Origin of the sequence: Paraglaciecola aquimarina (assembly GCF_032464635.1) — a bacterium.
Lineage (GTDB): Bacteria > Pseudomonadota > Gammaproteobacteria > Enterobacterales > Alteromonadaceae > Paraglaciecola > Paraglaciecola aquimarina.
The window spans coordinates 2208339-2235127 of sequence record NZ_JAWDIO010000002.1 but is presented as its reverse complement, the minus strand read 5'-3'; the positions used below and the strand labels follow the sequence as shown (position 1 = coordinate 2235127).

Annotated in this window: 21 protein-coding genes and 2 pseudogenes; 4 read left to right on the top strand and 19 right to left on the bottom strand. The window is 40.9% G+C overall.

The annotated features are described in order from the left end of the window. Positions 1 to 555: 555 nt before the first annotated feature. From RS130_RS11220 to RS130_RS11205, 4 genes are all read right to left on the bottom strand, one after another. Positions 556 to 2016 (bottom strand): hypothetical protein, encoded by a 1461-nt coding sequence (locus RS130_RS11220; RefSeq protein ID WP_316026026.1) that lies wholly within the window; start codon positions 2014 to 2016, stop codon positions 556 to 558. An 81-nt stretch (positions 2017 to 2097) separates the two neighbouring features. Beyond that, the gene (locus RS130_RS11215; RefSeq protein ID WP_316026025.1) at positions 2098 to 5055 is read right to left on the bottom strand and encodes a TonB-dependent receptor domain-containing protein; all 2958 of its coding nucleotides are present in this window, start codon (positions 5053 to 5055) and stop codon (positions 2098 to 2100) included. Positions 5056 to 5124: 69 nt separating this feature from the next. Continuing rightward, on the bottom strand, positions 5125 to 5520 hold the full coding sequence (locus tag RS130_RS11210; protein ID WP_316026024.1) for a hypothetical protein: 396 nt from the start codon (positions 5518 to 5520) through the stop codon (positions 5125 to 5127). Beyond that, positions 5504 to 5830: a TonB-dependent receptor plug domain-containing protein gene (locus RS130_RS11205; protein WP_316026023.1), complete on the bottom strand. Its 327-nt coding sequence runs from the start codon at positions 5828 to 5830 to the stop codon at positions 5504 to 5506. Before RS130_RS11205 ends, RS130_RS11210 begins: the two co-directional genes overlap by 17 nt. Before the next feature lie 653 nt (positions 5831 to 6483). Between RS130_RS11205 and RS130_RS11200 the strand changes: the two genes are divergently transcribed. The 4 genes from RS130_RS11200 (at position 6484) to RS130_RS11185 (ending at position 9385) form a co-directional block, all read left to right on the top strand. Continuing rightward, positions 6484 to 6978: a glutathione peroxidase gene (locus RS130_RS11200; RefSeq protein ID WP_316028034.1), complete on the top strand. Its 495-nt coding sequence runs from the start codon at positions 6484 to 6486 to the stop codon at positions 6976 to 6978. Between the two features lie 260 nt (positions 6979 to 7238). Continuing rightward, positions 7239 to 7934 carry a hypothetical protein gene (locus tag RS130_RS11195; RefSeq protein ID WP_316026022.1) on the top strand — a complete coding sequence of 232 codons (696 nt, stop codon included), beginning with the start codon at positions 7239 to 7241 and terminating at the stop codon, positions 7932 to 7934. Further along, positions 7915 to 8187, top strand: coding sequence for a hypothetical protein (locus tag RS130_RS11190; protein ID WP_316026021.1), 273 nt, complete (start codon positions 7915 to 7917; stop codon positions 8185 to 8187). Before RS130_RS11195 ends, RS130_RS11190 begins: the two co-directional genes overlap by 20 nt. Before the next feature lie 10 nt (positions 8188 to 8197). Then, entirely contained in the window at positions 8198 to 9385 is a 1188-nt protein-coding gene (locus RS130_RS11185) for a methyl-accepting chemotaxis protein (protein WP_316026020.1), read from the top strand. Between the two features lie 50 nt (positions 9386 to 9435). On the opposite strand, the gene RS130_RS11180 is transcribed toward RS130_RS11185, so the two are convergent. From RS130_RS11180 to RS130_RS11100, 15 genes and pseudogenes are all read right to left on the bottom strand, one after another. Continuing rightward, positions 9436 to 10095, bottom strand: a complete 660-nt coding sequence (locus RS130_RS11180) for a hypothetical protein (RefSeq protein ID WP_316026019.1) — start codon at positions 10093 to 10095, stop codon at positions 9436 to 9438. Positions 10096 to 10646: 551 nt separating this feature from the next. Continuing rightward, positions 10647 to 10901 (bottom strand): hypothetical protein, encoded by a 255-nt coding sequence (locus tag RS130_RS11175; protein WP_316026018.1) that lies wholly within the window; start codon positions 10899 to 10901, stop codon positions 10647 to 10649. A gap of 2 nt (positions 10902 to 10903) precedes the next feature. Then, positions 10904 to 11386, bottom strand: coding sequence for a GTPase (locus tag RS130_RS11170; RefSeq protein WP_316026017.1), 483 nt, complete (start codon positions 11384 to 11386; stop codon positions 10904 to 10906). Then, positions 11359 to 12102: pseudogene (locus tag RS130_RS23770) on the bottom strand (GTPase); the annotation flags it as partial. The pseudogene RS130_RS23770 and the gene RS130_RS11170, both read right to left, overlap by 28 nt. Positions 12103 to 12189: 87 nt before the next feature. Further along, positions 12190 to 13418, bottom strand: a pseudogene (gene bamB, locus RS130_RS11150) (outer membrane protein assembly factor BamB). Between the two features lie 9 nt (positions 13419 to 13427). Continuing rightward, positions 13428 to 14051 carry a YfgM family protein gene (locus tag RS130_RS11145; protein WP_316026016.1) on the bottom strand — a complete coding sequence of 208 codons (624 nt, stop codon included), beginning with the start codon at positions 14049 to 14051 and terminating at the stop codon, positions 13428 to 13430. 68 nt (positions 14052 to 14119) lie between these two features. Then, on the bottom strand, positions 14120 to 15400 hold the full coding sequence (gene hisS / locus RS130_RS11140) for a histidine--tRNA ligase (protein WP_316026015.1): 1281 nt from the start codon (positions 15398 to 15400) through the stop codon (positions 14120 to 14122). 110 nt (positions 15401 to 15510) lie between these two features. Then, a complete protein-coding gene (ispG, locus tag RS130_RS11135; RefSeq protein WP_316026014.1) occupies positions 15511 to 16629 on the bottom strand; it encodes a flavodoxin-dependent (E)-4-hydroxy-3-methylbut-2-enyl-diphosphate synthase in 1119 nt (372 codons plus the stop codon). Between the two features lie 51 nt (positions 16630 to 16680). After that, a complete protein-coding gene (locus tag RS130_RS11130; protein ID WP_316026013.1) occupies positions 16681 to 17667 on the bottom strand; it encodes a RodZ domain-containing protein in 987 nt (328 codons plus the stop codon). Beyond that, positions 17664 to 18776, bottom strand: a complete 1113-nt coding sequence (pilW, locus tag RS130_RS11125; RefSeq protein WP_316026012.1) for a type IV pilus biogenesis/stability protein PilW — start codon at positions 18774 to 18776, stop codon at positions 17664 to 17666. The genes RS130_RS11130 and pilW overlap by 4 nt, the downstream gene beginning before the upstream one ends. Before the next feature lie 26 nt (positions 18777 to 18802). Next, a complete protein-coding gene (rlmN, locus tag RS130_RS11120; RefSeq protein ID WP_316026011.1) occupies positions 18803 to 19948 on the bottom strand; it encodes a dual-specificity RNA methyltransferase RlmN in 1146 nt (381 codons plus the stop codon). Positions 19949 to 20091: 143 nt separating this feature from the next. Continuing rightward, a complete protein-coding gene (gene ndk, locus RS130_RS11115; RefSeq protein WP_316026010.1) occupies positions 20092 to 20523 on the bottom strand; it encodes a nucleoside-diphosphate kinase in 432 nt (143 codons plus the stop codon). Positions 20524 to 20717: 194 nt separating this feature from the next. Then, positions 20718 to 23231, bottom strand: a complete 2514-nt coding sequence (locus tag RS130_RS11110; RefSeq protein WP_316026009.1) for an esterase-like activity of phytase family protein — start codon at positions 23229 to 23231, stop codon at positions 20718 to 20720. 938 nt (positions 23232 to 24169) lie between these two features. Further along, positions 24170 to 26050, bottom strand: a complete 1881-nt coding sequence (locus tag RS130_RS11105; RefSeq protein WP_316026008.1) for a SurA N-terminal domain-containing protein — start codon at positions 26048 to 26050, stop codon at positions 24170 to 24172. A gap of 239 nt (positions 26051 to 26289) precedes the next feature. Beyond that, positions 26290 to 26562 (bottom strand): HU family DNA-binding protein, encoded by a 273-nt coding sequence (locus RS130_RS11100; protein WP_316026007.1) that lies wholly within the window; start codon positions 26560 to 26562, stop codon positions 26290 to 26292. Positions 26563 to 26789: the final 227 nt, after the last annotated feature.

Sequence of the window (26789 nt, the reverse complement as noted above, 5' to 3'; positions counted from 1 at the left end):
CGATTTGAGCCTTATACCCACTCCAATAGAGAATGTACACTCAGCGAGAATTTAGTAAAACTGGCATGAGACCAGAACTCAGGTTAACTACGAACAGCGTCACTAACATTAGCAGTAGGTAAACAGTTTAGTGAGAGCCGTGCCGACTAGACAACTCTTCGGTTAGCACAAAGCGAAAACAACAAAAATTGGCAATTACTAGCTCGTTGTATGTAAAAAAATGCCGCTCACCTTAAATGAACGGCATGAGTAGCAATAGCATAATTTTTATGGGGTATTTACACCTAATAACAATCTACTGCTCTTCCTTCTTATAGAATCGAATGTTATCAATGTTCCACTCAAGGCTATCAATTCCTGCGCTGGTATTATTGGCAAACAATACAATTTGATATAACTTTTTACGGCCACTGATCGTAAACTCATGCTGCTTGAGCTTATTGACCTGAGGCCCTAACGCTCCCCAAAGTATTTTTGCAGCCGATTGCCCTGTATTGAAATAAGGGTCGTCAGCACTAGTTGGCGTTACCGCTCCCGTACCTTGATGCCATATTCTTACATGGGCACTATTGTTAGCTTTATCAGACTCAACACTTGTACGATATTCAAATACATAGGTAGTATCTTTGCCGAATTCACCGATAAATGGTGGAGAGTTGGCGTGAATAACAGGTGCTCCTCTTCATCGCGCTCTTCACTATCATAAAATCTCAGCACAATGCCTGATTGTCTATACCGAAGTACGTTTTCTGAAATAACTTTTACGTCATAGTTTCCATCTAAAGGCTCAATAGCATTAATTTCAACACTCTTGCTTTGTTCTTGTGGAGAACCACCAACTACTTGCTCATAGGTTTGCCAGTCTCCTGCCTCTCCAAAAATACCCGACTCAAAATCCGAGTTATGTAACTTAATGACACTTGGGTCGCCTATGACTTCCACGGTCAAAAATGTGACAAACTCTTGCTCATCTGTAAACACTGCGATTTTACCAGTACCCACTGTATAAGCTGCAGTTAACAAACCATTTTCGTCGATAGTTAGCATATTTTCGTCTAACGATTCAAAGCGGTATGTTTTGTTTGAAGAAGAGGTATCAACCCCTTCTTGAAACAACACTTCAACATTGAGTTGAGAGCTCGTGTTTTCTTGTATTTGATAAGTAGATGTAGGCTCATTGGCAGAATTTAAAAATTGCACACCAATAGGCTTGCTGGTTGACCCAACAACATTCACAATTCTAGTAACAGCGATAGGATTATCCATCGACATTGTCGCAATTGTGACAGTGGCCGTTCCCTCTGATTTGAGTGTAGCAATCCCGGTTACCTCATCAATTTCAAGCACGTCTGTATTATCACTGCTAAATTCGACATTCTTAATAGATGCTTCAACAGGTAACACTTTAATGGTTTTAAATTGAAATTGTGACAACGAAAGTGGCACTTCAATTTGTTCAGAGTGGGACGCCACTATTTCTTCTGCTAAATGCTCTTTAGCAATAATTTTGATTTCTACATTTCGGTCTACAGAAACCGGTAGTACTTCCGTTACTGTCCCCTCGTCTGTCTCAGTTTCAACTTCTTCAAACGCGAAGTTTTCAATTGAATAAGTACAGGTGTAGATAATTTCCTCTGGCCCATCTAAGGTGTATTTAACTTCGTTAGCCCACACTGAAGGATCAATCTCCATAAACTGGGCTCGCGTAAACAAACCACCTTCGGGGATCAAAATTTCCTTATCTTCCTCATCTAACTTCGTCTCTCCTGTTTCTGGATCAAGTTGACAGACGATATTCGTTGCGAACCCTTGTTTCCCTTGTAGATCGACTCCTTCTAACAAATCAATACTGGCAACAGGATCTTCCTCTACAAACTCTAGATAAAGCGTCGTATCGCCATTACTATCTGCTGGCACAATCGCTTTCGGGCTCACCCCACCATCGTCATCATTGTCACTGCCGCATGCGCCTAGCAGAGCAGATGAAACCAATAAAAAAATGATTTTAAATTTCATAATTAGTACCTAATTTATCCTTATTGCTCGAAGTTAATCGAGCGAACTCTTATTTCGAAACTATCTCGATTCTTTGCAATACTAGAAATTCATCCGCATGCTCAGTCTATAATGTCTACCTGTACGGTACTCTGTACGAGTAAAGTCAGTATCAACTGAAGAATCATTCATTGGGTTGCCTTGGGTGTATTCTGCTAAGTAGCGCTCGCCATTAGCATCAACTTGATCAAGTAATACGCCATCTGCCGTTAAGAATCGGCGTACTTTTACGTCCCCTAAGTTAAGAGCATCAAAACGAAGTGTCAGATTCTTATTGATCTTATAATTAACAGCTAAGTCTAAACTTTCTTTAGAGTCTTCCCACTCCAAATAGTCGGTAAATTGTCTACTGACGAACTGTACTGAATTATAACGATGAGTAAGTCGAACAGAGTGACCAAACTTGTCCCAATACAACGAAGTATTCAAAGTGTGTTTGGGCGTAAACGATTGAGGGACAGATGAAATATCTGACTGACCGGTCAGTGCTAACGAAACAGGATCTGAATTAGATTTAGCGTAGGTATAGTTAACATTTGAGCCTAAACCAGACCAAATGCCAGGCAAGAAGTCATAGGTCTGGCGATAAGTAAACTCTAATCCTTCGACTTTGGCTTGTGCACCATTCGTTTTATATTGCAGATTAACAATAGCGCAGTTATTTACCCACTCAGATTGATTATCCCAAGTTAAGTTAGTAATACGATCGGGATGACACATCCGTTGATCATCACCTAATCCTCTAGAAGCTAGGGTTTCACCTGGCCTAAGCATGTTTTCTTCACTTTTCAATCTTTCCGATTCAACAATTGGAATGATGAACTCGTCAAGACTTAACCCCTCAATACCGTAGTCTCTACGAATATCTGCTACGTAAACGTCGGTATTGATTCTATCGACATAGTCGTCAATATCTTTTCTGAAGTAAGCAATAGAAACCTGACTTGTTTTATTGAAGTACCACTCCAATGATAGATCTAAGTTCGTTGATACCATTGCTTCTATTTCAGGATCACTGGCGCCGGTAATACTATGTCTATCAGATTCTTCAGTCTCTCTAAATGAGAAACCCGCTCTGACATCTTCAAACCTAGGGCGAGCCATCGTTTTTGACACAGCAAAACGACCAATCAAATCATTATTGAAAATATAATTAACGTTCAAGCTGGGTAACAAGTTGGTATATTTGTGCATTAATGTCGCAGCGTATTGTCGGTTTTTCTGACCTGCCTCACCAGAGGTTGAAATATCTGAAAAGGTGTCAGGTCTAGCAGTCGGTGCTGCAGCACTAGTCCACGCATTGGCTAAACCAGAAAAGCTCTGGTCATAACACTTTAGTGTACTATTGGGATCTATTGAGTATTGCGCTTCAACAACATCACCCGCCACTCTCGTATCACCGCCTCTGACCACATCACTATATATTACGCCGCCTTCGACAAACTCCTTGTCCGGCAAGATAATAGGATTACCATTTGCATCGTAACGATTAACCGTCTGGAAACTGCCGTCAAAGGAATCAGTCCAAGTAAAAGGATTGCCAGCTGGACCTTGATCGATTCGAACAACTTGTCCTTCATTGTATGGATCCCGCTGGAATGTACTACATTCATCAGCCGCATTTCCAAATAGGCCCGAATCTCTCATTTCGTGCCAAGTCCACATATTTGGACTGCCGTGGTAGCTGACAGAAGTCTGATCTTGAATGACTTCAACTTCGGTTTCTACATACCGTAAACCAAAGTCGCCGCTTAAACGCCCATCTAAAAACGAAAAGTTAGCTTTTGCATACAATGAAGCAGTTTCTTGCTCAACATCGGCGCGGGTTGTATTGTCAGGCACCCATAATAGATCGTCAAAACGAATATCTTGCCCATCATTGTATTCTTCGTATAGTTTTAACGCTGCTTTTTGAGTATCAATGAGGGTCCAACCATTTAAAAAATCACTTGAGTAAGCGGAGTTATTACCGACTAAGCCGTTCATAAACCCATCAGGCACAAAAGGCGTTTCACTCGCCACGTCAGCAATGGGTATTTGTGAGAATACTTGCCACGTATTGACAGGGGTTAATTGTTGATAATCACCATTCTCATCCACTTGCGCAGTGTTGTAATGTGTGGTTGTGTTACTGGTAATTTGGATCCACTGCGACTCAAATTCTTTAACTCGTTTTGACCACTTAGCACCAAACTCAACTTTTTCTACGTGTTCGAATTCCAAATCCCAATCAAAATCTAGATACACTGACTTGTTGGTGTCTTGAGTTCGCCTTTGAGTTTGGGTGATTTGTTGCACAGTATTAGCGTAAGGATCTGTGGGTGAAAATCCGCCATAAGCACTAGCAGAATCACCCGCCACGCCATCTGGTTGAGACCCTAAAGTTAATTCAGGTGGCACTACCACCATTTGGCATTTTTCTAGCGTACAATCGTAACCATTGGGGATTATTTGATCTGATGGAATTTCAAATTTTTGATTGTTAGTCAACCTTCTAGTACTGATACCCAAAGTATTTCCCGACACTAGCAGTAAATCTAAATTTGTTTTTGCGTAACCTAGATTTAGATCCATTTTAAAATCGTCGGTAAAGTAGTGCTTTAATGCTAGGGTTGCTACTTTATTCTTTGTTTCTGTATTACTTACTGATTCGTTGTTTCGGCCGAACGATTGACGATTCAAAAATTTATCAAAACGTCGACTCTGTGGATTATAAGTCCACCAATCTTCTTGTGGATCGAGTACCCTATCACTGGTATCTGAACCGGGTGTAGGATCATAATAATTGTCACCGTCAACATTACCTGAACTTTCGTCTAAATCTCGTGAGTAGCCATTGGCATATAACGGGGAAACCATTATTTCTTGGTTATTGTTAGCAACAATTTGGTTAAAGGCGCTAAGGCTCAACTTCACTTCGGTATTTTCATTTGGTACAAATTGAAATATCGCATTAAGTGAATCTCTGTCTCTGGCGTTGCGAAACATTTGATACTTCATATCTTTGTATACAAGACCGCCTACACCAACACTAGTGTCACTGTTATCTGTTGTTGAATAGCGGCCTGCCTAGGCAAAAATTTCGTCTGGAGAAGCTTGAAATTGGTCACGCCTAATGTCTTGAGTTTCTTTTGCAGCAGTAAACATTGCGGCAAATTTATCATTAAATTTATGGGAAAAAGTACCGGCAACTTTGTAGTTTTCTTTATCAGAAAATTCATTATTTCGATATTGCACTTCAAGACTACGTTTATCTTTTGCAAAACTTAACGGGCTTGGCGTTTTCAATACAACGTTGGCCCCCAACGCCCCTTCGTCATGGTCTGCACTAGAAGTTTTGTAAACTTGGATAGATGCAAGAATATCAGATGAGAAACTACTCAAATCAACAGAAGAGGACCCATCATTACTAGTTAGCTGAACCCCGTTCAAGCTAATATTATTAAAGCTAGACTCGGTTCTCACGTACAGAAATCTTCGTCCCTTCACCGTCTTCGGTTTGAATTGACACCCCTGTCACCCTAGATAAAGCGTCAGCAATATTTTGGTCGGTGTTCTTACCAATATCCTCAGCAAATATAGAGTCAACTATAGTGCCTTGATTACGTTTATCAGAGATAGATTTAAGTACACTACCTCTATATCCCGTGACTTCAATTACTTCTGTTTCATCACCCTTTTCAGTCTTATCTTCTGCTGAATATACCGTGTGATTTACAGTTAAAAGTGTCGTTATCGCTAGTACTAATGGCTTAACCTTAAAATGACTTACCATTGAGTAGCCTCCATTGCATGTTGTATCGTGTTAATTCTCTCTATTGTGATTGAGGGCATACACCCCTATTTTTCATATACACAATCACAATATTCAGAGTAAAAATTAGATTTATAGTTATCGACTCAAATCAATGATACCGAAAGACTCTCTATAAGAATCAATATCAGCAAAACCGAAATAAGAACTGCAGCCATACAAGATACTCAAAATTACAAAAAAACAACAAACCATACAATTTAGAGTACAAATACAACCTTATACACACAATATCACGTAAGATCTCAAAGAAAAAGCCTGTTACAAACAATAAATTGAAAACTTTACATTGTTAACAAACAACTTTATTTGCCTATACCTCTGTTTCATAAGAGTAATCACAACAACGTAGGACCCAAATACTTTTTCATTTACGAGACCATTATTTCACGAGTAAAATAAAATAATTGACATAGTGATACTTTAAGGATTTGTTGTATCTGCAAGGTTGGTATGCAAAAATTTAATAGTCTGATAGATACGAATGCCACTATTGGCATACACTGAAAACTCCCAAATGACCTAATAGGCACTGCAAATGAAATCACCCACCCCTTTAAAAAATCGTACTTAGCGCAACATTGCTTGTTTTAGCCGGATTTACAACAACAGCTATGGCGGCGAATAGTTGCCCCGACTTACTCACTTTTGTTAAACGTAAACTTAACTCCCAAGATACGGTTAACTTATGTGAAGCTTACCGAGGTAAAACTGTATTATTTGTGAATACGGCTAGTTATTGTGGCTTTACCCCTCAATTTGAAGGCTTGGAGGCGTTGTATAATGAATATAAAGATGATGGCTTAGTGGTCTTAGGGTTTCCTTCACACGACTTTAATCAAGAAGCCGACAGCGAAGTAAAAACAGGGGAAATTTGTCAACTTACTTATGGCGTGAAATTTCCTATGTTTGAGACCACCTCAGTCAAAGGCGACAATGTTGACCCCTTATACCGAATGTTAGCGAAGAAAGCTGGGCAAGCGCCTAAATGGAATTTTTATAAATACTTAATGGACAAGACTGGCACAGTTGTCAATGTCTATCCTTCTAAAGTGAAACCTTCGGACAAAGCGCTAATTGCCGATATCACTACAGCTCTAGCACTCTAACATTAAGGGCGTAACAACATCTCTATAACTGTTACGCCCAACCGCTCCCTCATTCTCTAGTAATCGATAACTGGCAGTATTCATTGCACTTTTTGTAAAAAAGACCTTTGTTAATTTAGGTCATTTTCTTTAACATAAATAAGGCTTGCACCTATTCATAGCAAAATCTTCGTTACCCTGAAATATATTTACCATTTTGGTGCAAATCTTGCTAAAAAATTACGTCTAATTTTGATTTGAATAGTAAAGGACTTAAGCTAATGAATTTAAAAAGTTCATCTATGCAGTTAACCTCAAAGGAACGTGCTTGGTTACCTTGGTTTGGTGAAAACGGAAAACTATCTCTCGGGCGTTCATGTTACCTAAATAAGAGTATTTACCCCGTTATTGAGCAGACTTTCGAGGGAATAGCTGCGACTAGGGTGCAGTTACTGAAAGTATGGGCAAATAGCCAATGGGATCATCTTGGTGCAATAAAATCAATCTTGGTGCAATATGAATCCTCAGGCCTAAAATACTGCTTAAATAGTAAGTGTAATGAGCTGGCAGATTTTTCTGAACTATTTGTCATTGATGACAAAGGCTATATTCTCGCGTCTAGCTATGAGCCAAGAATTGGCAAAATACACGATCAACACAGTGCGATAAAACAAGCCACAAATTCAAAACGCTTTTTACATGGTCCTTATATTGATAGGGACACTTTAAATATTGGTCCATCCAGCTCTAAGTTTCATGATGAAGTGACACTAATGTTCTATTTGCCAATTGAATTGGCAAACCAATCCAGTCTATTTTTGTGTGGCCGTGTGCCCAATGATGTACTAGGTGATATTATTCAACGTGAGGCTGGCCACATATATTCTGAATCAGGTGACAACTATCTATTTATGGTTGACGCTAAATTTGATCCCAATATTCAGTACAGGTATAGCCTTGTCTCGCTCACGATTTGAAGACGATGCCTTTAGCCATGGCGAGAATTTGAAATCTGGAGTCAACACTAAATTCGGCATAGTTAAGATAGATAAACATACTGAGTTTGAAATACGGTTTACCGATCCCGCTACTAATGAACTACACCCAGGCGTGAGAGAAACAATCAAAAATGGTGAGAATTTATTTGTCACTTATCCAGGGTATTCAGATTATCGTCATATTCCGGTTATTGGGAAGGGTGTCACTTTTAGTCTTCCTGGCTTCTCTTGATAAATGGGGCATGATGTGTGAAGGAGACTTAGAAGAAGTCTACCGTCGCCGCTCAATTAATCTCAGTTTAATGAAAATGTATCTGTTATTAATGGCCACGACCATAGGCATCAATTCCAGCCTGTTTCACTTCACTGATCTAACCACGCTATCGGTCAATGGCATTACTGCCGCAGTAGGAGTAATAAGTTGCCTATTATTTTCTAGCATTGGCACCAATAAAGTGTCTACTCGTTTGAGTGAGATGACAGCTGTTATTCGAACGATTGCCGAAGGCGGTGGAAACTTAACTCAACGCCTAGAAACCGACGCAATAAAACATGACGAAACTGGCGATATGAGTCGTTGGATAAACAGCTTTATTGATAATTTAGATGGAATAGTCGGCCAAGTTATTTACGCTTCACATGATGTGAAGCGCACAAATGAAAATATGTTAAATCACAACCAAGATGCGTTGGTCAGCTCGACCCAAGTACACCAATCCATGCAGCATATGCAAGACCTGATAGCCAATCAAGGAAATGAGATCTTACATGCCGCTGAAACCGCCGAAAATTTAAAAATGACTATGGCGGCGGTAGTCACCAAAGCAGAGGAAAGTTATCAAGACGCTCGTTCAGGTACACAAGCTATACGGGATATCGTTGATAATACAGCCAAAAGTGTGCATTCCATAGACTCAAGGATGAACGAGATAGGAAATATTATTTCGGTCATAACAGACATTACCAATCAGACTAATTTGCTTGCATTAAATGCGGCCATCGAAGCAGCAAGAGCAGGTCAACATGGTAGAGGGTTTTCGGTGGTTGCTGATGAAGTTAGAAATTTAGCAGCAAGAACAGCGGTCGCAGCCACTGATATTCAAAACATGATCCAAGGCTTACAAAGTGAAACTCAGCAAGCTGTACAGTTTATGGAATCAGGCGTCAAAGAAGTAGATGAGAGCTTAAAGCTGACCGAAGCTAACTCAAACGGAAACGCAGAGCTTCATGACATAGTGCAAAAAATGTTCGAAACAATAAGTGTAATTGAACAAAATAGTGCTAAAAATGGCCAAACCGTCAAGGAAGTAACTGCAGTATCCGCAAGAATGGCCAACACGATCCAAGAGCTAGCCAACAGTTCAAATCAAGTCGATGCCACGGCGAGTAAACTGCAACAATTAGTCAGTGAGTTTACCGTGAGTCGTTGACCAAGGACTGAATTAACTTGGCTTAAAGAGGGCGTTAAGCCCTCAAATTGTTAATCGCTAAATTGACTGATTAGCTTTTTTCTACGAGCTCTCGAGCTGGCAACTAAGCTTACTATAAAAGCCAAGTAAATCACTCCTTCTGGCTCTGCAATTGCACTTATCCCACCTATAGCAGGCACAGCTAAGCCGGAGTAGTTAAGCTCAAACGTTTCATCAGGATAATCCAGATGTCGTCCAAAGATACGCATACTGCCAGTGTTTACATAAGCGTTAGCATCTGATTTTATAGAAAAAAAGTAACTTTGTTCTTGGGGATTAGGGAATAAATTTGATATTGCTAGTGGAAATAAGAAATCAAAACTGAGTTCGTTACCATCGGCTGAACGGCCAGCTGCTGTAGGACCTCTATCCCCCAAGCCATCGGTACGATAATTTACATCTAACAGAAAATCCGTATACCCATCCATTACCACCCTATCAATTAAAAAGTTGGCACCGGTATTATTTAAAAACGGAACTATCCTTGGCGCAAAAATTACACTTGAGTCAAGATCTGAACGAATAACTCGATTGGTAACGCTTACACCGACCCCAAAGAAACCGCCACCACTGGGAAATATAATGTCATCAATTGAATCATCTTGCAGAACAAGACCGACCAATTCAGGTTGCAACGCGAAGGTTGTACCTGAAAGAGAAATACTCTCCATGGCAGTAACAAGGTTGCGTTAACGCTTCCGGCAGTAAGCGTAAATAACCCGCTAAATATGCTCCCTATCAACATGGTTTTATTCATTTTCGATCCCTCAACCGTTTATATTGAAATACTACAGTCTGTGAAGGTTAGAGTAAGTTGGTGAGCTTAGCTTCAGTAGATTTACTTAATTTCGAGGCCTTCGCTACCTAGTTTATAGTCGCCGAGGCACGGGTTGAGCTGTGCTATGAGTAGGGAGTGATTATTCACTTAAAGAAAACAAAAAATCAGGCCTAAACCTGATTTTTGTAGATAATGTTATGGTGCTTTACTTAACCAGAGTTTTGGATAAGAAGTATCGTTTAAGCTAAGCAATATCAATATAATTCAATGGTTTAATATGTATCTGTCTACATAACCTCAGCTAAAGGTTCACTCGGTAACGAAATTTTTGGTGTATCGCAAGACGGATTGTTGTACCTAATAACGTGTTATTGCTAAACAATCCAACGCCGCTAGACATAGAAAGAGCGTTAGCCAGAGGTTCTGGCTTATCCAAGATTCAGGTTATTTAGCCTTTTTGTGCATACGCATCAATTGTCTACGTTTACGTCGTTGCGAATCATTTAAACTGCTATGGTCAGTTTCGAATGGGTTAGCCCCTTCTCTAAATTCAATTTTGATAGGAGTGCCCATTACCTGTAGAGATTTCCTAAAGTAATTCATTAAATAACGTTTGTAAGAATCTGGCAGGTCTTTTAGCTGATTTCCATGGATAACGATAATAGGCGGGTTATAACCACCAGCATGGGCGTATTTCATTTTCACCCTACGACCACGAACCATAGGGGTTGGTGATCCTCTTGAGCCATATCCATAATTCGCGTTAGCATTGAGGTAGTAATACGTTTTGTTGCCGACGCATAGGCCTCTTGCACAGATTCAAATAAATGGCCTACACCGGTTCCATGTAAAGCTGAGATAAAATGTAGCCGAGCGAAATCAATAAAACCGAGACGTCCATCTAATTCACGCTTAATTTCATCTTTTATGTCTTTGTCTAAACCATCCCATTTGTTGACCGCCACCACTAACGAACGACCAGCATTAAGAATAAAGCCCAACAAACTTAGATCTTGATCGGTAATCCCCTCTTGTGCATCAACGATAAACAATACCACATTAGATTCTTCTATCGCTTGCAGAGTTTTCACAATCGAGAACTTTTCTACCGCTTCAGAAATATTTCTTCGGCGCCTAACTCCCGCTGTATCAATTAAGATGTATTCTCTTTCATCCCGCTCCATAGGGATAAAAACACTATCTCGGGTAGTCCTATAGGTTGGTCATAAACCACCACTCTTTCTTCACCTAGAATACGGTTAGTTAACGTTGATTTACCTACATTAGGTTTACCAACAATCGCTAACTTAATAGGTAGCGCTTGCAAACGAGCTAATTGTTCTTCGGCATCTTCTTCTAGCAGTTCTTGCTCGTCTTCTTCAGGAACGTGCATATCAGGAAATTGCGCGGCAAGTGGAGCCAATGAGCTCTGTAGTAATTGTGTCACGCCTCGACCATGAGCAGCGGCAATTTGATTGACTTCACCTAAGCCCAGAGCAAAAAAGTCCGCGCTTTCACTATCACCATCAATACCATCAACTTTGTTGGCCACGACATAAACGGGCTTTTCTTGACGACGAAGGTGCTCAGCTATACCTTGATCGGCAGCGGTCATACCTACCCGCGCATCAACCAAAAATAAAACGATATCGGCCTCAATAATAGCTAGCAACGATTGTTCTGCCATTGCCATATCAATACCTTTTTCATCACCGCTGATACCACCAGTATCAACTACGATAAATTGCAAACCTTCGTATTCGGCTTTACCGTATTTTCTGTCCCTCGTTAATCCAGGAAATCTGCTACTAACGCATCTCGTGTGCGAGTTAAGCGGTTAAATAAAGTAGACTTTCCAACATTTGGACGACCAACTAAGGCAACGACGGGTAACATAAATACATATCCTGTAGACAAAAACGGCTAAGATAATTCTTAGCCGTATTAAACTTCATAGTTATTGGGTTTAGCCCAATACTTTTTAAACTTACGGGGTTTCGATTGCCACTAATTGACCATCTCGAGTTTGAGTATAAATCACTGCACCATCAACTACAGGTGCGGCATAAATACTCTCATCATCATCATCATCGCCAACTTCCAAACGTGACACTAAAGCACCATCACTTTGATTAAACCAATGTAAATACCCGTATTCATCACCAGCAACTAAATACTCGCCTACTGGCGTGACGCCTGTCAATAAACGTTTTTTCAGTGCGCCTTGACTCCAAAGCTCGACACCGTTTCTACTATCTAAAGCATATACGTAACTATTTACGTCGACTAAAAACAGCGTTGACCCCGAAATGCTCAGACTTCGATATGACTTATATTCTCGTTTCCAAATCACTCGACCTGAACGCATTTCTACTGCGGCTAACGTACCGTCATAAGAAATAGTATAAATAATACCACTTGCCACCAGAGGCTCACTGTCGATATCGACTATTCGCTCTAACTCAGTTACACCTGTTGCTGAGGAAATAACTTGTTCCCATGCAGTTTGCCCAGTTTCAATTACGTTAACGACTAATTTCCCAGTTGCAGTGCCAATAATCGCACCACCGCTAGAGGCTGCTGGCGCTGATACACCTCGCAAGAGAGAGGTGGCACATCTGATTCGTGAGACCACAGTTCTTCACCCGTTGAGGCATCTAAAGCAAATGCAAAACCTGACCCTGTATTAACGACTAAGACACCTGAATCAATTGCCGGCGGAGCCAATACTTCGCCTTTAACGATCGTTACCCATTTTTGCTCACCGGTGTTAGCATCAAGAGCGATCACTTCGCCGTTTTCGGTCCCAAAGAAGACAGTTTCATAGGCAACACTTACGCCACCCGATATTTTTGCAGGAATACCGCTTGACCACAATTTGCTCACGCTGGCGGTTAAACCCTCACCTTCATATGTTGCCAAGTTAATACGCCAAACTTGCTTTCCTGTTTCTTGATCATAGGCAGCGACAACACCATGTCGGTCTGCGGCAAACACTTTGCCATAGTTAACGGTGGGACTTAACTTTGAAAAATATTTTCCAACGCCTTTTCCCAAATCAACAGACCACTTTTCAACAGGAGTAAATGTTAACTCAATCGGTTTTAAGCGACGAATTTCAAGCTCTTCTTCATCATAAAACCAATTTGCGATAGTGGTACAGCCTGATAATAATAAAGAACCAGAAACGACCAAAGGGACTACAATTCGCTTCACGATTATCACCTATCCATTTGCCAAAATGGCTAAGTTATCTAGTTTCATTTTCAAAACAGGGTTGCGTTCATTGCCTTCTAACGCTGCGCTATAAGCAGCACGGGCTTTATCGAATAATTCTTGTGCTTGGTAAACATCACCTTTAATTTCATGAGATGCACCACTAAACGCTTCGTCTTCAATTTTTTCAGCGGTCGCTAGGGCTGCATCCAGATCACCTTGCTCTAACTGTACACGGGCCAAACGCACTTGCGCCACTGATTTAACAGCAGAGACTTGCGTATTCGCTGCAACAAACTCTAATTGTTTAGCTGCTTCTGGTAGGTCTTTGCTATCAATTGCTTTTTTGGCTAACTCTAACGCCATCAACAATGAATAGCCGGTATCAGAATGAGTGTCGATATACGTTTTAGCTTGACTGAAACCTTGTTCGCTATCTAATAATTCGGTTGACGCTTTCTCGAACGCAATAGAAGCTTGCTCTTTGTTTTCAATTTGGCTGTCGTTGTAATAACGCCATCCATATAAGCCGCCCAGACCCAACACGGCCCCGACGATTAACGCTGTGCCATTCTCTTTCCAAAAACGTTTAATTGCTTCAACTTGTTGTTCTTCAGTTTCAAACTGTTCCATCGTATATTCCTCTTACTACATGGCTACCGTAAAAGATAACACTCATATTATTGTTTGGTTTTGCCGTTTTATTTGGCAAATATATTTGTTATAAATTCGCCAAGCTCACTTTTGGCCACCGTCTGCTGCGCCTGCTGGTCACGTAAATACTTAACCGCAACTTGCTGATGTTCTGCTTCATTCTGGCCAATAATCAGTGCAATACGTGCCCCGCTATTATCAGCTCGCTTCATCTGTTTCTTAACATTACCACCACCGCAGTGATTCATAATTCTGAGTTGAGGCGCACCATCTCGTAACATTTCACTTATTTGTCGTGCATAAAGTTCTACTGATTCATCCATAGCGGTAATATATACATCGACTGGCGACTCGACGTTTTTATCCAGCTCTAAGGTTTGCAGCATCAGCACTAAACGCTCTAGCCCCATGGCAAAACCAACGCCTTGGGTACCTTTGCCACCAAGTTGCTGAACCAAACCGTCATACCGACCGCCTGCACACACTGTACCTTGCGCACCTAAACTCTCGGTGACCCATTCAAACACAGTACGATTGTAATAGTCCAAACCACGCACTAACGACGGGTTAACTCGGTATTGGATACCTAAGTCATCTAATCGTTCACATAAACCTTGAAAATGTTTTGCTGACTCTTCGTCTAAGCAATCAATTAGTTTCGGCGCACCAGCAATTGCTGCCTGAACCTGAGGATTTTTGCTATCTAAAACCCGCAATGGATTTGACTCTAAACGTCGTAAACTATCTTCATCAAGCGCAGACTCTTTGGTTTTTAAGAACGCAACAAGTTGCTCTTTGTAAGCCACTCTAGCTGCAGCAGAACCCAATGAGTTGATTTCTAAGGTGACATGTTCAGTAATACCAAACATTTTCCATAGTCGAGCACTTAACAGGATAACTTCGGCATCAATGTCTGGGCCTTCTAAGCCAAAAACTTCAACACCAAATTGATGAAACTGCCTGTAACGGCCTTTTTGTGGACGTTCGTGGCGAAACATTTGTCCCATATACCAAAGGCGTTGTTGTTGATTATATAACAAACCATGCTCATTACCGGCACGCACCACACTTGCGGTTCCCTCTGGACGCAAAGTTAAACTATCTGAATTGCGATCAGCGAATGTGTACATTTCTTTTTCTACAATATCGGTCACTTCACCAATTGAGCGTTTAAATAAATCGGTACTTTCAACAATTGGGGTACGTATTTCTTGATAACCATAGCTGGCCACGACTTGGCGCACGGTTGATTCAACGTACTGCCACAGAGCGGTCTCTGTTGGTAAGCAGTCGTTCATTCCTCGAATTGCCTGAATTTGTTTAGACACTAACTGTATTCTCTTATTGCAATAATTAAAAAAAGCCCCGCATTATAGGGGCTTTGAGCTTAAACGTAAAATGTTGTGGAGAAAATAACCGAGTAAAGCAGCGGAAAGTCTTAACTTACTTGCTTCACGGATATTTTATTACCCTCGTCAATTTGACTGGCTTTTGCTCTAATTCGTTTTTCTAACTGATCAATCAAGTCGTCATTCGATAATCGTTCTTTTTGACGTTTACCATCTAGATAAAAACCGCTCATATTTCTGGCGCCAGTGAGCCCTAAGTCTGACACTTCTGCTTCACTTGGGCCGTTAACGACACAACCAATTATTGATACGTCCATGGGCGTAAGTAAATCTTCTAAGCGTTGTTCTAAAGCATTAACTGTATTGATAACGTCGAACTCTTGGCGAGAGCAACTTGGGCAGGCGATAAAATTAATCCCTCTCGAGCGAATTCTTAAAGACTTTAAAATATCAAAACCTACTTTAATTTCCTCAACGGGATCAGCCGCTAGCGAAATACGGATAGTATCACCAATGCCTTCAGCTAATAACATGCCCAAACCTACTGAGCTTTTCACTGCACCAGCGCGAATACCACCGGCTTCGGTAATTCCTAAATGCAATGGTTGATCGATCTGCTTGGCTAATTCTCGATATGCACCAACGGCCAGAAACACATCAGAAGCTTTCACACTGACTTTAAATTGATCAAAGTTAAGTTTATCTAAAATATCAACATGACGCATAGCCGACTCAACTAATGCGGCAGGCGTAGGCTCTGTGTATTTTTCTTGGATTTCTTTTTCTAACGAACCACCATTGACCCCAATTCGAATCGGAATATTCTTGTCACGCGCACAGTCAACTACCGCTTTGACCCTTTCCATTGATCCAATATTGCCCGGGTTGATGCGCAAACAATCCACTCCGTAACCTGCAACTTTCAAAGCAATACGATAATCAAAATGAATATCTGCAATTAACGGAATTGTAACTTGCTGCTTTATCAATTTAAACGCTTCAGCCGCATCCATAGTGGGTACAGATACTCTGACAATCTCGCCACCTACCGCTTGAATTTTTTTAATTTGCGCAACCGTTGCCTCAACATCCGTGGTCAAAGTATTTGTCATCGATTGCACAGCAATGGGAGCACCATCACCTATCGGAACATTGCCCACATAAATACGTTTTGAGGCACGACGCTTAATTGGAGAATCAGAAAACATGGTAATATTTACACTCTTAATTATTCAGCTAAGGGTAATGAAAATTTTGCACTACGGCCTGAGCACAACGAACGACATATCTACAGGCTCACCCGCATAAGAAATTTTCACAAATTCTGGTGCGCCTAAGGTCACAACAAAAGGTGGAATACCCGCAATGGTCATGACTCTTCCTTTTGTTTTCACACCATAGGCGATATCTTCACCTGTCGCATCTGAAATATTGGTCCAGCAGTTGTCTAAAAATTCAAACACCAGCTCTACTGGCGCGGCATCAGATGTAGCAGTTGTTTGTGACTCATCAGTTGTTGAGCTAGTCTGCGCCGATTCTAGCGCCGCCGTTGTAGTTGCACTGGCATCTTCGATGACCGTAGCAACTTCATCTGGCGTCTCGACAATATTCTGGTCGAAATTAGTTTCACTATCAGTACTGCTTTCAGTCGTGGCTTGTTCGACACTTTCAATAGGCTCAGGTATTTCATCCGTCGCACCGACGTCTGTTAAAGATGGCTCCGAAGCCCCCGCTGCAACATTAGGCACTTGAACCACTGGCTCGTCAGAGTAGGGTTGCAAAGACACCGTTTCACTAGTTTGCGAACTATCTATGCTCTGTTCTGAAAATAAACTTTGCCCCGTGTCACTTTGTTGAAACCACCAAACCACCGCTAAGGCTATCACTACTCCAACGATCAAATAGGTGACCAGCATGAGTTTGTCATCATTCGCTTGGTGATTAAATCTACGAGAAAAACTTTGTAACTTTGCGGGCTCTTTCTTTTGCGTATTTAAACCTTCAAAAGCAGCCACTATCTCGGCTTCTGGCACAGATACTTGTTTAGCGTAGAGTTTCAAATACCCCTTAATAAAGGTGAGGGAAATATTGATATCATAATTATCGCTTTCCAGATCTTCTATTAAGGTTTTTTTCAATCGAATTTTATTGGCTATATCATCGATTGATAATTTTGCAGATTCCCTAGCTTTTTTTAATATTTCACCGGGCCCCACAATGACTACTACTTCTTGCTCTTCACTCATACTTTTACTTTACTCGTCAGAATTAGGGGATTAAGTGTCAACTTCATGCCGTTATAAATTGCTGAAGAATTAGATAAATTATTCCAATCCCGCAAGCGTTGCAATTTTATATTATACATTAGAGAAATACGGAACAAATTTTCTCCTTCACTAACAACATGATAACGTGGCAATTGACTTTTAGAACCATTAATTGATGCTAACGACGAACTATTTTCTTCTGCCGCGGAAACGTCATCAATTGCGCTTGCGTTTTTTGAGCTAGGCGTTAGTGCTTGTTGAACTTCGTTTTCGTGTGTCTGTTGGACATTAACCTGTTTCTTTAGTCTTCTCGACTGTTGAATTTGGGTCTTGTTCTCTTTAACTAATGCAATAACCTCAGGGTGCAAAGGATACACCTTAATCAACATATCGGTATAATCTTTTTCAGCACTTTTATTACCACTACTTTTCTCGATCTCAATGGCCAATAACAAACTTTGCGGGCTAACTTGGGCTACTTTCTCATAGCGTCTTAAAACATCTCTGGCTTCTTGCCATTGCTGTGCGTCAATTAACGCCTCAACTAACAAGATGACACTCTGGCTTCTACTAGGATCATGATTGACTGCACTGTGTAAGTAACCAATCATTTCATTAGGGTACCCTGCACTTTGACTACACAAAGCGAGGTTTTCGTAGGTTTCTGCGCTGGCAGTATATTGTCGACTATTTATCGCCTTTAAAAAGTAAGGTTTGGCTGCTTGATATTGTCCTTGCGCGCACAAAAATGCTCCATAACTGTTGCTGATGTTGGCATTTTCCGGGTCAAGGTCCATAGCCAATCGATACTTCGACTCCGCCTGTTCACGTTCTTCGACTTGTTGATAATAATACGCCAATGCATAATTAACTTCAGCCGAACTAGGGGCAAATTCAAACGCTTTGTCTAGATTAAATTTGGCCTGACTATATTGTCCAGCTTTTAGGTAAGAAAGTCCTAATGACACGCGAGTTTCAGCAGCTTTAACTTGGTCAAACTCATTAGCGGCTGAGTACCAGCTATTTTGACTACTGCAACCATGAAACAACAAGGCAAGTAAACAAAATATGCCATTCAATTTAAACATAATATTCAGTTACCTAATTGAAAAAGCTATTGTGCCATTTTCACTGAAATATTTTCGCCTTTAAGCTGCTTTTTCATCATTCTTTTCGTTCTGTCGACTACATCACCTACTAATTGGCCACAAGCTGCGTCGATGTCATCACCTCGAGTACGACGCACAACAACAACCAAACCATATTCAATAAGCACTTTGGCAAAGCGATCAATTCGCGAGTTGCTGGAACAAGTATAAGGCGAACTCTGGATAAGGGTTGAAGGGAATAAGGTTAATTTTGCAGGGGTTTTCGCTAAGACTTTAGCTAACTGGTGCGCTTGATCAGTACTGTCATTGATACCGTTTAACATGACATATTCAACCGTGACTTTACCTGAGTTAGCATTAGATTTTGCTAAATAGCCGCGTACGCTGGCTAAGAATACTTCGATAGGATACTTCTTATTGATAGGCACAATTTCGTTGCGTAAAGCATCATCTGGTGCATGTAGTGAAATAGCCAAGGCAACGTCAATTTGATCAGCCAACTTATCTAGCGCAGGCACAACGCCGGAGGTACTTAATGTGACGCGGCGTTTAGACAAGCCAAAGGCTAGATCGTCCATCATTAAATCCATAGCTGGCACGACATTTTTAACATTAAGCAGTGGCTCGCCCATGCCCATCATCACAACATTAGTAATAGGCCGTCTGGCTGTGTCATTATTTAACCCAATTGTGGTAGCCACCCGCCATACCTGACCAATAATCTCTGATACTTTTAAGTTGCGGTTAAAACCTTGTTGAGCGGTAGAACAAAAAGTGCACTCTAATGCACAACCGACTTGTGACGATACACATAACGTGGCTCTGTCACCGTCAGGGATCCAAACCGTTTCGACTTCTTGACCACCTTCAAGGCGCAAGGCAAACTTTATAGTGCCGTCAGTCGCATTTTGTTGATAAGCAATTTCAGGCGCTTTAACTTCGCAGTTAGCAATTAACTTAGCCCTGAGTACTTTGTTTAGGTTCGTCATTTGTTCAAAGTCAGACACTCCCTGCTGATAAATCCACTTCATGATTTGATCTGCTCGAAACGGTTTTTCACCTATTTCACTAAAATAGGCACGTAAACCTGCTCGATTAAAATCAAGTAAATTTATTTTTGCTGGTTGGGTCGATACTTCTTTGGACGTCACAATAAACCTCAATGCTCAGATAAAACTGCTTTTATTTTAACCGATATACGGCTTGAAAGCAGAATGATCTTAGAAAATATTTCAAATAGCTGATAACGCAAAAAGGGAGCCGAAGCTCCCTTTTGCTTATTCTACTAACTAACTTAGCGTGTACGTGGGCAGATTTCTTCGTCGGCAAAGAAATAAGCGATTTCACGTGCTGCCGATTCAGGAGCATCTGAACCATGACAAGCGTTTTCGTCAATTGATTCTGCGTAATCTGCACGTAATGTACCAGCTAAAGCTTCAGCTGGGTTAGTTGCGCCCATGATCTCACGATTTTTCAATACCGCATTTTCGCCTTCTAACACTTGAACCATAACTGGGCCAGATGTCATAAATGCAACTAAAGCAGGGAAAAAAGGACGTTCACTGTGCTCAGCATAAAACCCTTCAGCTTTTTCTTGGCTTAAATGAACCATTTTAGAAGCAACAATTTTTAAGCCTGCAGACTCAAAACGATTGTAGATAGCACCGATAACGTTTTTCGCAACGGCATCAGGTTTGATAATAGAAAAAGTGCGCTCTAAAGCCATGTTTTTCACTCCAATTATAAATACTGTGTAAAGCCTACTGAGGGCCAATAAAAATTTCGCGCGGATTATATGCAATAAACACGAAAAAACCTAATAAAACGAAATAATTAATTGCAACAAAAGATATTCAACTAGTATCGAACTAGATAAAAAGGGTAGCTTTGGCTACCCTTTTTAGCTCATGACTGATTAGCCTATTGGGTAATTTTACCTAAGTTAATCAGTTGAATTTCGCCACTGTTGTCATCAACACCGTCATTATCATTAACAATGTAAACATCACCATTCGCCATTATTGCCATACCTTCTACTTTTTCAGCGGGTAGACCGTGAGCAGATTGCATATCTGGTAATACATCCTTAACTAGCACTTTCGTCAAGGTTTCACCATCCCCTAAACCATTGGTATCAACTTGGTAAATACGCTTAATGGCAGCATCAGGGCCGCCTTGGTTGTCGCGCTCTAAAACTAAGAACTTTCCGTTGCCTAAGGATGTAAGGTCAGATAATCCTACCCAACCACCATTTTGTGACTCAGCACCGTCCAATGGATAGTACAAAAAGCTCCACGTTTTAGTAGTTGTGTGGTAAACCCCTATACGAACATTAGGATCACCAGCCCAAACACGTTGGAATGCAACATAGACATTATCCGAATATTCAGCCACGCCCTCAAAACCAAAGCGTAACTGATTACTGTTTACCGTGTCAGGTAATGTGATGACTTCTTCAATGATCCCAGACATATCTGTTTTAAATATAAAGTTAAGGCTATTTATTGGACGACTGGTATCGCCCATAGTGCCCGAACCTTCGGACGCAATCCAAAATCCGCCATCACTCGCCTTAGCTACACCTTCGGGGTCGATATTAACGGTTTTGTCCGCATTAATCATAGCCGCTAAATCCGCCTCATCAAACACACTAACACGTCTGACATCATCAGCATCGACAGTATCATCAGCCAAAGTAGCTGCTGAAATAGCAGCAAAAACATCGTTTGTATCTTTAATAGTCGTTTCTGCCACTAACGCTGCGGGGCTAAGTGAGGTATCAATGGTGAAAATACGATTACTTTTATAAAAACTATCTTCTACAGAATACAATAGGCTTGTGTTTGTAGGATCGGCACTTAAACCCGATAGCGCACCAAAAGGGATAGGTGAACCATCGACACGATAGGTAGATTGAATAGTTGGATATTGCTGATCGTTAGCTGAATAATTGTATATATTGACCACTGAACGGATCTTTGCCCCTCGATCATCTGCTTCGCTTGCGACCACTAGTAAGTTGCGACTTGGAATAGCTAATGCCCCTTCTGGCGCTACACCCGCAGGTAAAACTTGTTTAAAAACGGGCTTAGTAAAATCAGCCACATCATACACAAATACTAGACTCGAACGCTCTGAGTTGACAAATAAGTAACGCTCATCACCAAATACTCCATATTCAGCGTTCTCTGGCTCGTTACCTTTATTCTCAGAGCGAGCATCTGGATAATGGCCAACACTAGCTACCATATGTTCCATACTTGAACCGGCGGCATAAACGACCTCACCACTTTTATTAAATACGGTAAAACCACGAGAGCCGCCATCTAAATCCCCTTCGTCAGCTGTGGCAAAATAATGATTTCCTAGCCAAGTCACCCCATCAGGTTCGCGCAACACAGCATCCAAAGATTCGGTTTGTGAAATCAGCGCTTTCTCTTCAGTTGCATCTACTTGAGCTAAGTCTACCGATCCCGCTGAGAAATCATTGAGCACAGTTCCATCAGTTAAATCAACCAATACAATATGGTTATTCTCTTGCAAGGTCACGACCGCAATGTTGTCACTATTAATATCTACATACTCAGGCTCAGGATCATCACCATATAAATCAGCTAACCCGACCAAATCTACTTTTGAAGCAGTCCATGTACTAGGCTCCCCAGCTAGATTGACAATAGACAAGTAACCAGCGGGAGCTTGTGGCGGAGCGCCATCAGCTAAATCTTCATCACGCTCATTTTCTATAGCAATTGCGGCGTACATTCCATCGGGACTAATGGCAACAGAGTCAGGTTGACCGCCTAAATCGATAGTGGCCACCACTGCTTGCGTGTCGATATTAATCACCACTAAAGCACCAGAGACATCTACATAGTTAGTAGAAGTGTTTAAGCCGACTAAAGCGTAGTCCCCCACAACTGATACTGAGGTTGGCTCTCCAGCTAATGCTAACGTGCCCGCTGCCAGCGGATTACTGGGGTCTGTGATATTGATAAAACCCAGTTGTTCATTCGGGCTGTCGGTATAAACCAATGTCAAGCCGTCAGCACTAGCAGACACTATTTCGGCAGAAGTTTCGGTGTCATCGTCACAATGAATATCAATTTGAGAACATACTGGGAATGAAGCCACCCGATTAAAACGCTTGTGACTTAATTGCGTCGATGCACAAATATAAGACGCATTTGCAACCTCGGCATCAGCCAAGATCCCATCGGCATTAACATCTAATCCAGACTCTATCGCTGTACCGCCAGCAAAACAGTTGTCGTTACCAGAGTAAATAGCGGTATGCCTGACTATACTGGCTAAGCCATCAGCCCCCTTTGTACCATCAGTGCCCGCAGGCCCAGTATCGCCGTCATCGGCACATCCAGCTAAGCCTAAAGAAGCAGCGATCGCCCAAAAAATTGGAGTTGCTTTAAACGTCATTATTCATCCATTTTACAGTGATTTAAAAATCGTAATAATGAGTCTATAAAGTGACAGCAGATTGACAATTTGATTACACTTAGATGTCATCTACACATGGCTAGGTATTTTCTGTTAAGCTTTATAGGGAAGCTACTTTTTGTGGTTATTTATGCTGCGCTTTGTGTTACCTGTAAACTAAACAGAATGCAGCTCTACAGCACAAAACGAGTGTTGTTATTCTGCTTAATTAAAGTGGTTGATATACCCAACAGCTTTTGAAGCTGTAGTGTATTAGCTAATTGCTATCACTCAATCTTGGTTGTAAATTGGAAATATCACCTACAATTCAAGATCGTGATTAAAATATGGTGGGAGTCGAGCAGAGTATTTGTGCCTACCGCAAGAATCCAATGTACGCTCAGCGAGAATATAAATATACATTATTTTTGACGCGACAATGACAGGATAACGGCATTCTTTGGCGAGTTAGCGACAAAAAGTATCAGCTTTTAAAACTCGCCACGAGAAATTCTCTGCGGGTTTTGCACTAGGTTAACGGTATTTCAAAGGACATTCCTGCACGCCGTCACCTTGCTCAAAAAGCACTGCTTCGTTTTGAGTGCTTAGTGCTTTAATGGAACGGGTAATTGCTCCAACAATTATCCCCCCTAATAAGAATAATTTGGTTTGTCACGAGGCGTTTAATGTTTAGAATATTGTTTTTGGTTCCATTAATTTTGTGCTTACTTTGGACCGTATATTTAAAAAGTAGGGGGTACAACCTTGGTCAGGGCAAACAAGGGTATGTGTATATATTGATATTTTCCACCGTAATCGCAGTATTTTACGCGATAATTCTGTGGTTAACACACATGCAATAATCCTAACGCCTAAGGTCATGATTAGCGCAAAAAAAAGAGCGATTATATCGCTCTTTTTTTATCAATATAAATTAACTATTGTTGCAATATATCAATATCAGCTTCAGCCCTTAACGACTGAATAACCGCTGCATATAGGTTTTGCGTTTTAAGTGATGCTAACTGATTTTGCAAGCTTGCCACTAGTGTATCGTCCGCCGCTTCACCAGAATTCACTTTAATCAATTGCACTAAGCTTACGTCGCCAGTTACCAGATCAACCACATCAACATTGCCTTCAGCCAGTTTAAAAGCAGCTTCAACAATCGTTCTTGAAACAGTGCCATCATTACGAGTGACAGCAGATTTATCCTGCCAAGTCAGGTTCATCGACTCAAATTCTGCACTGGTGTCTTCGCCATTAACTAACTTAGATTTGACTTCAGCAATCCAATCTCGTGCGGCCTGCTGAGAAGCTTCGGCCAGTAAAATCGACTTAATTTGCTCACTCACTTCATCTAATGCTTTAGTGCGCTCTTCTTCATGAGAAGCCACTCGAACAACCATAATATGATTTCTACCTAGCTCTAATACTTCACTATTTACACCTTCGACAATCAATTCATCGCTAAAGGCGCTACTCAATACATTTGGGCTAGCCACAACTTCAGGAGGAGCAAGACGAGTGAAAGGCTCTGTTGTTAGAATTGGCTTGTTAGCTTCTGCGGCCACTTCTTCAAGTGAGTCAGGTAATTCAAATGCGACTTCAGCAATTCGTTGTTGAATACCATAAAATTCTTCTTCTGCTTTGAATGTCTTAAGCTTAGTGCTTACTTCATCTTGCACATCTGCATAAGCGGTAACTTGCTCTGGCTTGATATCTGTTAACTTAATAATGTGATAACCAAATTCACTTTTGACCACCGCACTAACATCACCTTTAGCCGCTAAAGCAAACGCTGCTTCTTCAAATGCTGGATCCATAATACCAGCACCAAACCACCCTAAATCACCACCATTTTCTGCACTAAATGTGTCTGAAGAATATTCTTTCGCTAGTTCCGCAAAGTCACCGCCAGCTTGCACTTTATCAAGTACTGATTCAGCCAAGGCCAATACACTTTCGTCTTCATCTGCACTTTCAAATAAAATATGCGAAGCTTGACGTTCTTCAGCAGTACGATAGTCGTCAATATTCTGCTGATAGTATTCGGCTAATTCCTGCTCCGTAACAGTAATATTAGACATCACATCATCTAACGTCATTTCTACATATTCTAAGCTTACCTTTTCTTCCGTATCAAACTGACTAATATTAGCTTGGTAATAGCTGGAAATTTGTTGTTCAGTTACATCCACTTGATCAGTAAACTTATCTGAAGACAAAGTAGCATATCGAAGATCACGAGTTTGCTGTTGCATCAAGTGCGCTGATTGTGCTTCATTTTCTAAAGCGAATTCTGTACCGAGTAAAGACTGAGACAACTGTCTACGCACCATATCAACACGCATATAGTCTCTAAACGAAGTTGGTTGGTAACCTGCCTGACGCAAAATAGCTAAATAACGCTCATTGTCAAATTTACCATCGATTTGAAACTCGGTCATTGTTACGATAGCGCTCTTGATTTGCTCATCACTGACTCTCAAACCAAGTTCAGCGGCAGCTTGATCCATCAATTTTTCGCCGATTAATCGGTCAAGTATGCTACTTCTAAAATTCTGCAAGTAGCCCGCATCACTGGCTAATGTGGCAAATGAATCACCATACTGCTGTTCCATGCGCGCGCGTTCGTTTTGATAAGCCTTCTCAAGTTCATCTAAGGTGATTTCTTCACCATTTACATTGGCTGCAACACCTACCCCTGAAGAGTTTATATAGCTGCCTACACCAGCAAAAACGAAACTTAAAATTACTAATCCTAAGATCGCCATAGCCCAAACGCCTTGCGATCCTTCTCTAATTCTTTCCAACATACTAAAGTCCAAACTCCAAATGAGCGGTTATTCGATTAGCTGAGAGGTTACCTCTGCCATAAACGGGCGAGATTATATACTAAACAAGTTATATTATTAAGAATGTTCGTCACGAAATAAAAAGTGTTTAGTGAATGAGGAATTCTGGTAAGTCTTTCAACAATGTAAACAATAAAATTAGTCTTCACAAAAACAAAAGGCGATGAAAAATCATCGCCTTTTGAAAATAAACTAAAAACTTAATTGCACGAGTCTTTTAATGCTTTACCAGCTTTAAAAGAAGGTACTTTAGCTGCTGAAATCTGGATAGTTTCACCAGTTTGTGGATTACGTCCACTACGAGCAGCGCGTTCACGTACTGAGAAAGTTCCAAAGCCAACTAATGCAACTTGATCCCCATCTTTAAGTGCTGAAGTAACTGCAGACGTAAAACCGTCTAATGCACGACCCGCTGCTGCTTTAGAAATATCTGCACTTGCAGCGATAGAATCAATAAGTTCTGACTTATTCACAATATGAACCCCTTCGTTATGTTATTTTTTATATTTATGGTTCGCAAAATGCGAAACCGGAATGTTATATCAAGCTTGAATAGTAACTTCAAGCAGTTTACTTAAATGAAACATTAATGAGTCGTCTAAATCCCTTTTGCGACAAGGCCTTAAGCGATTCTGAGTACAAAGGCTACCATATCTTTTTACATTGGGAAGCCCTAAAATTGAAAAAACATAAAAAAAAA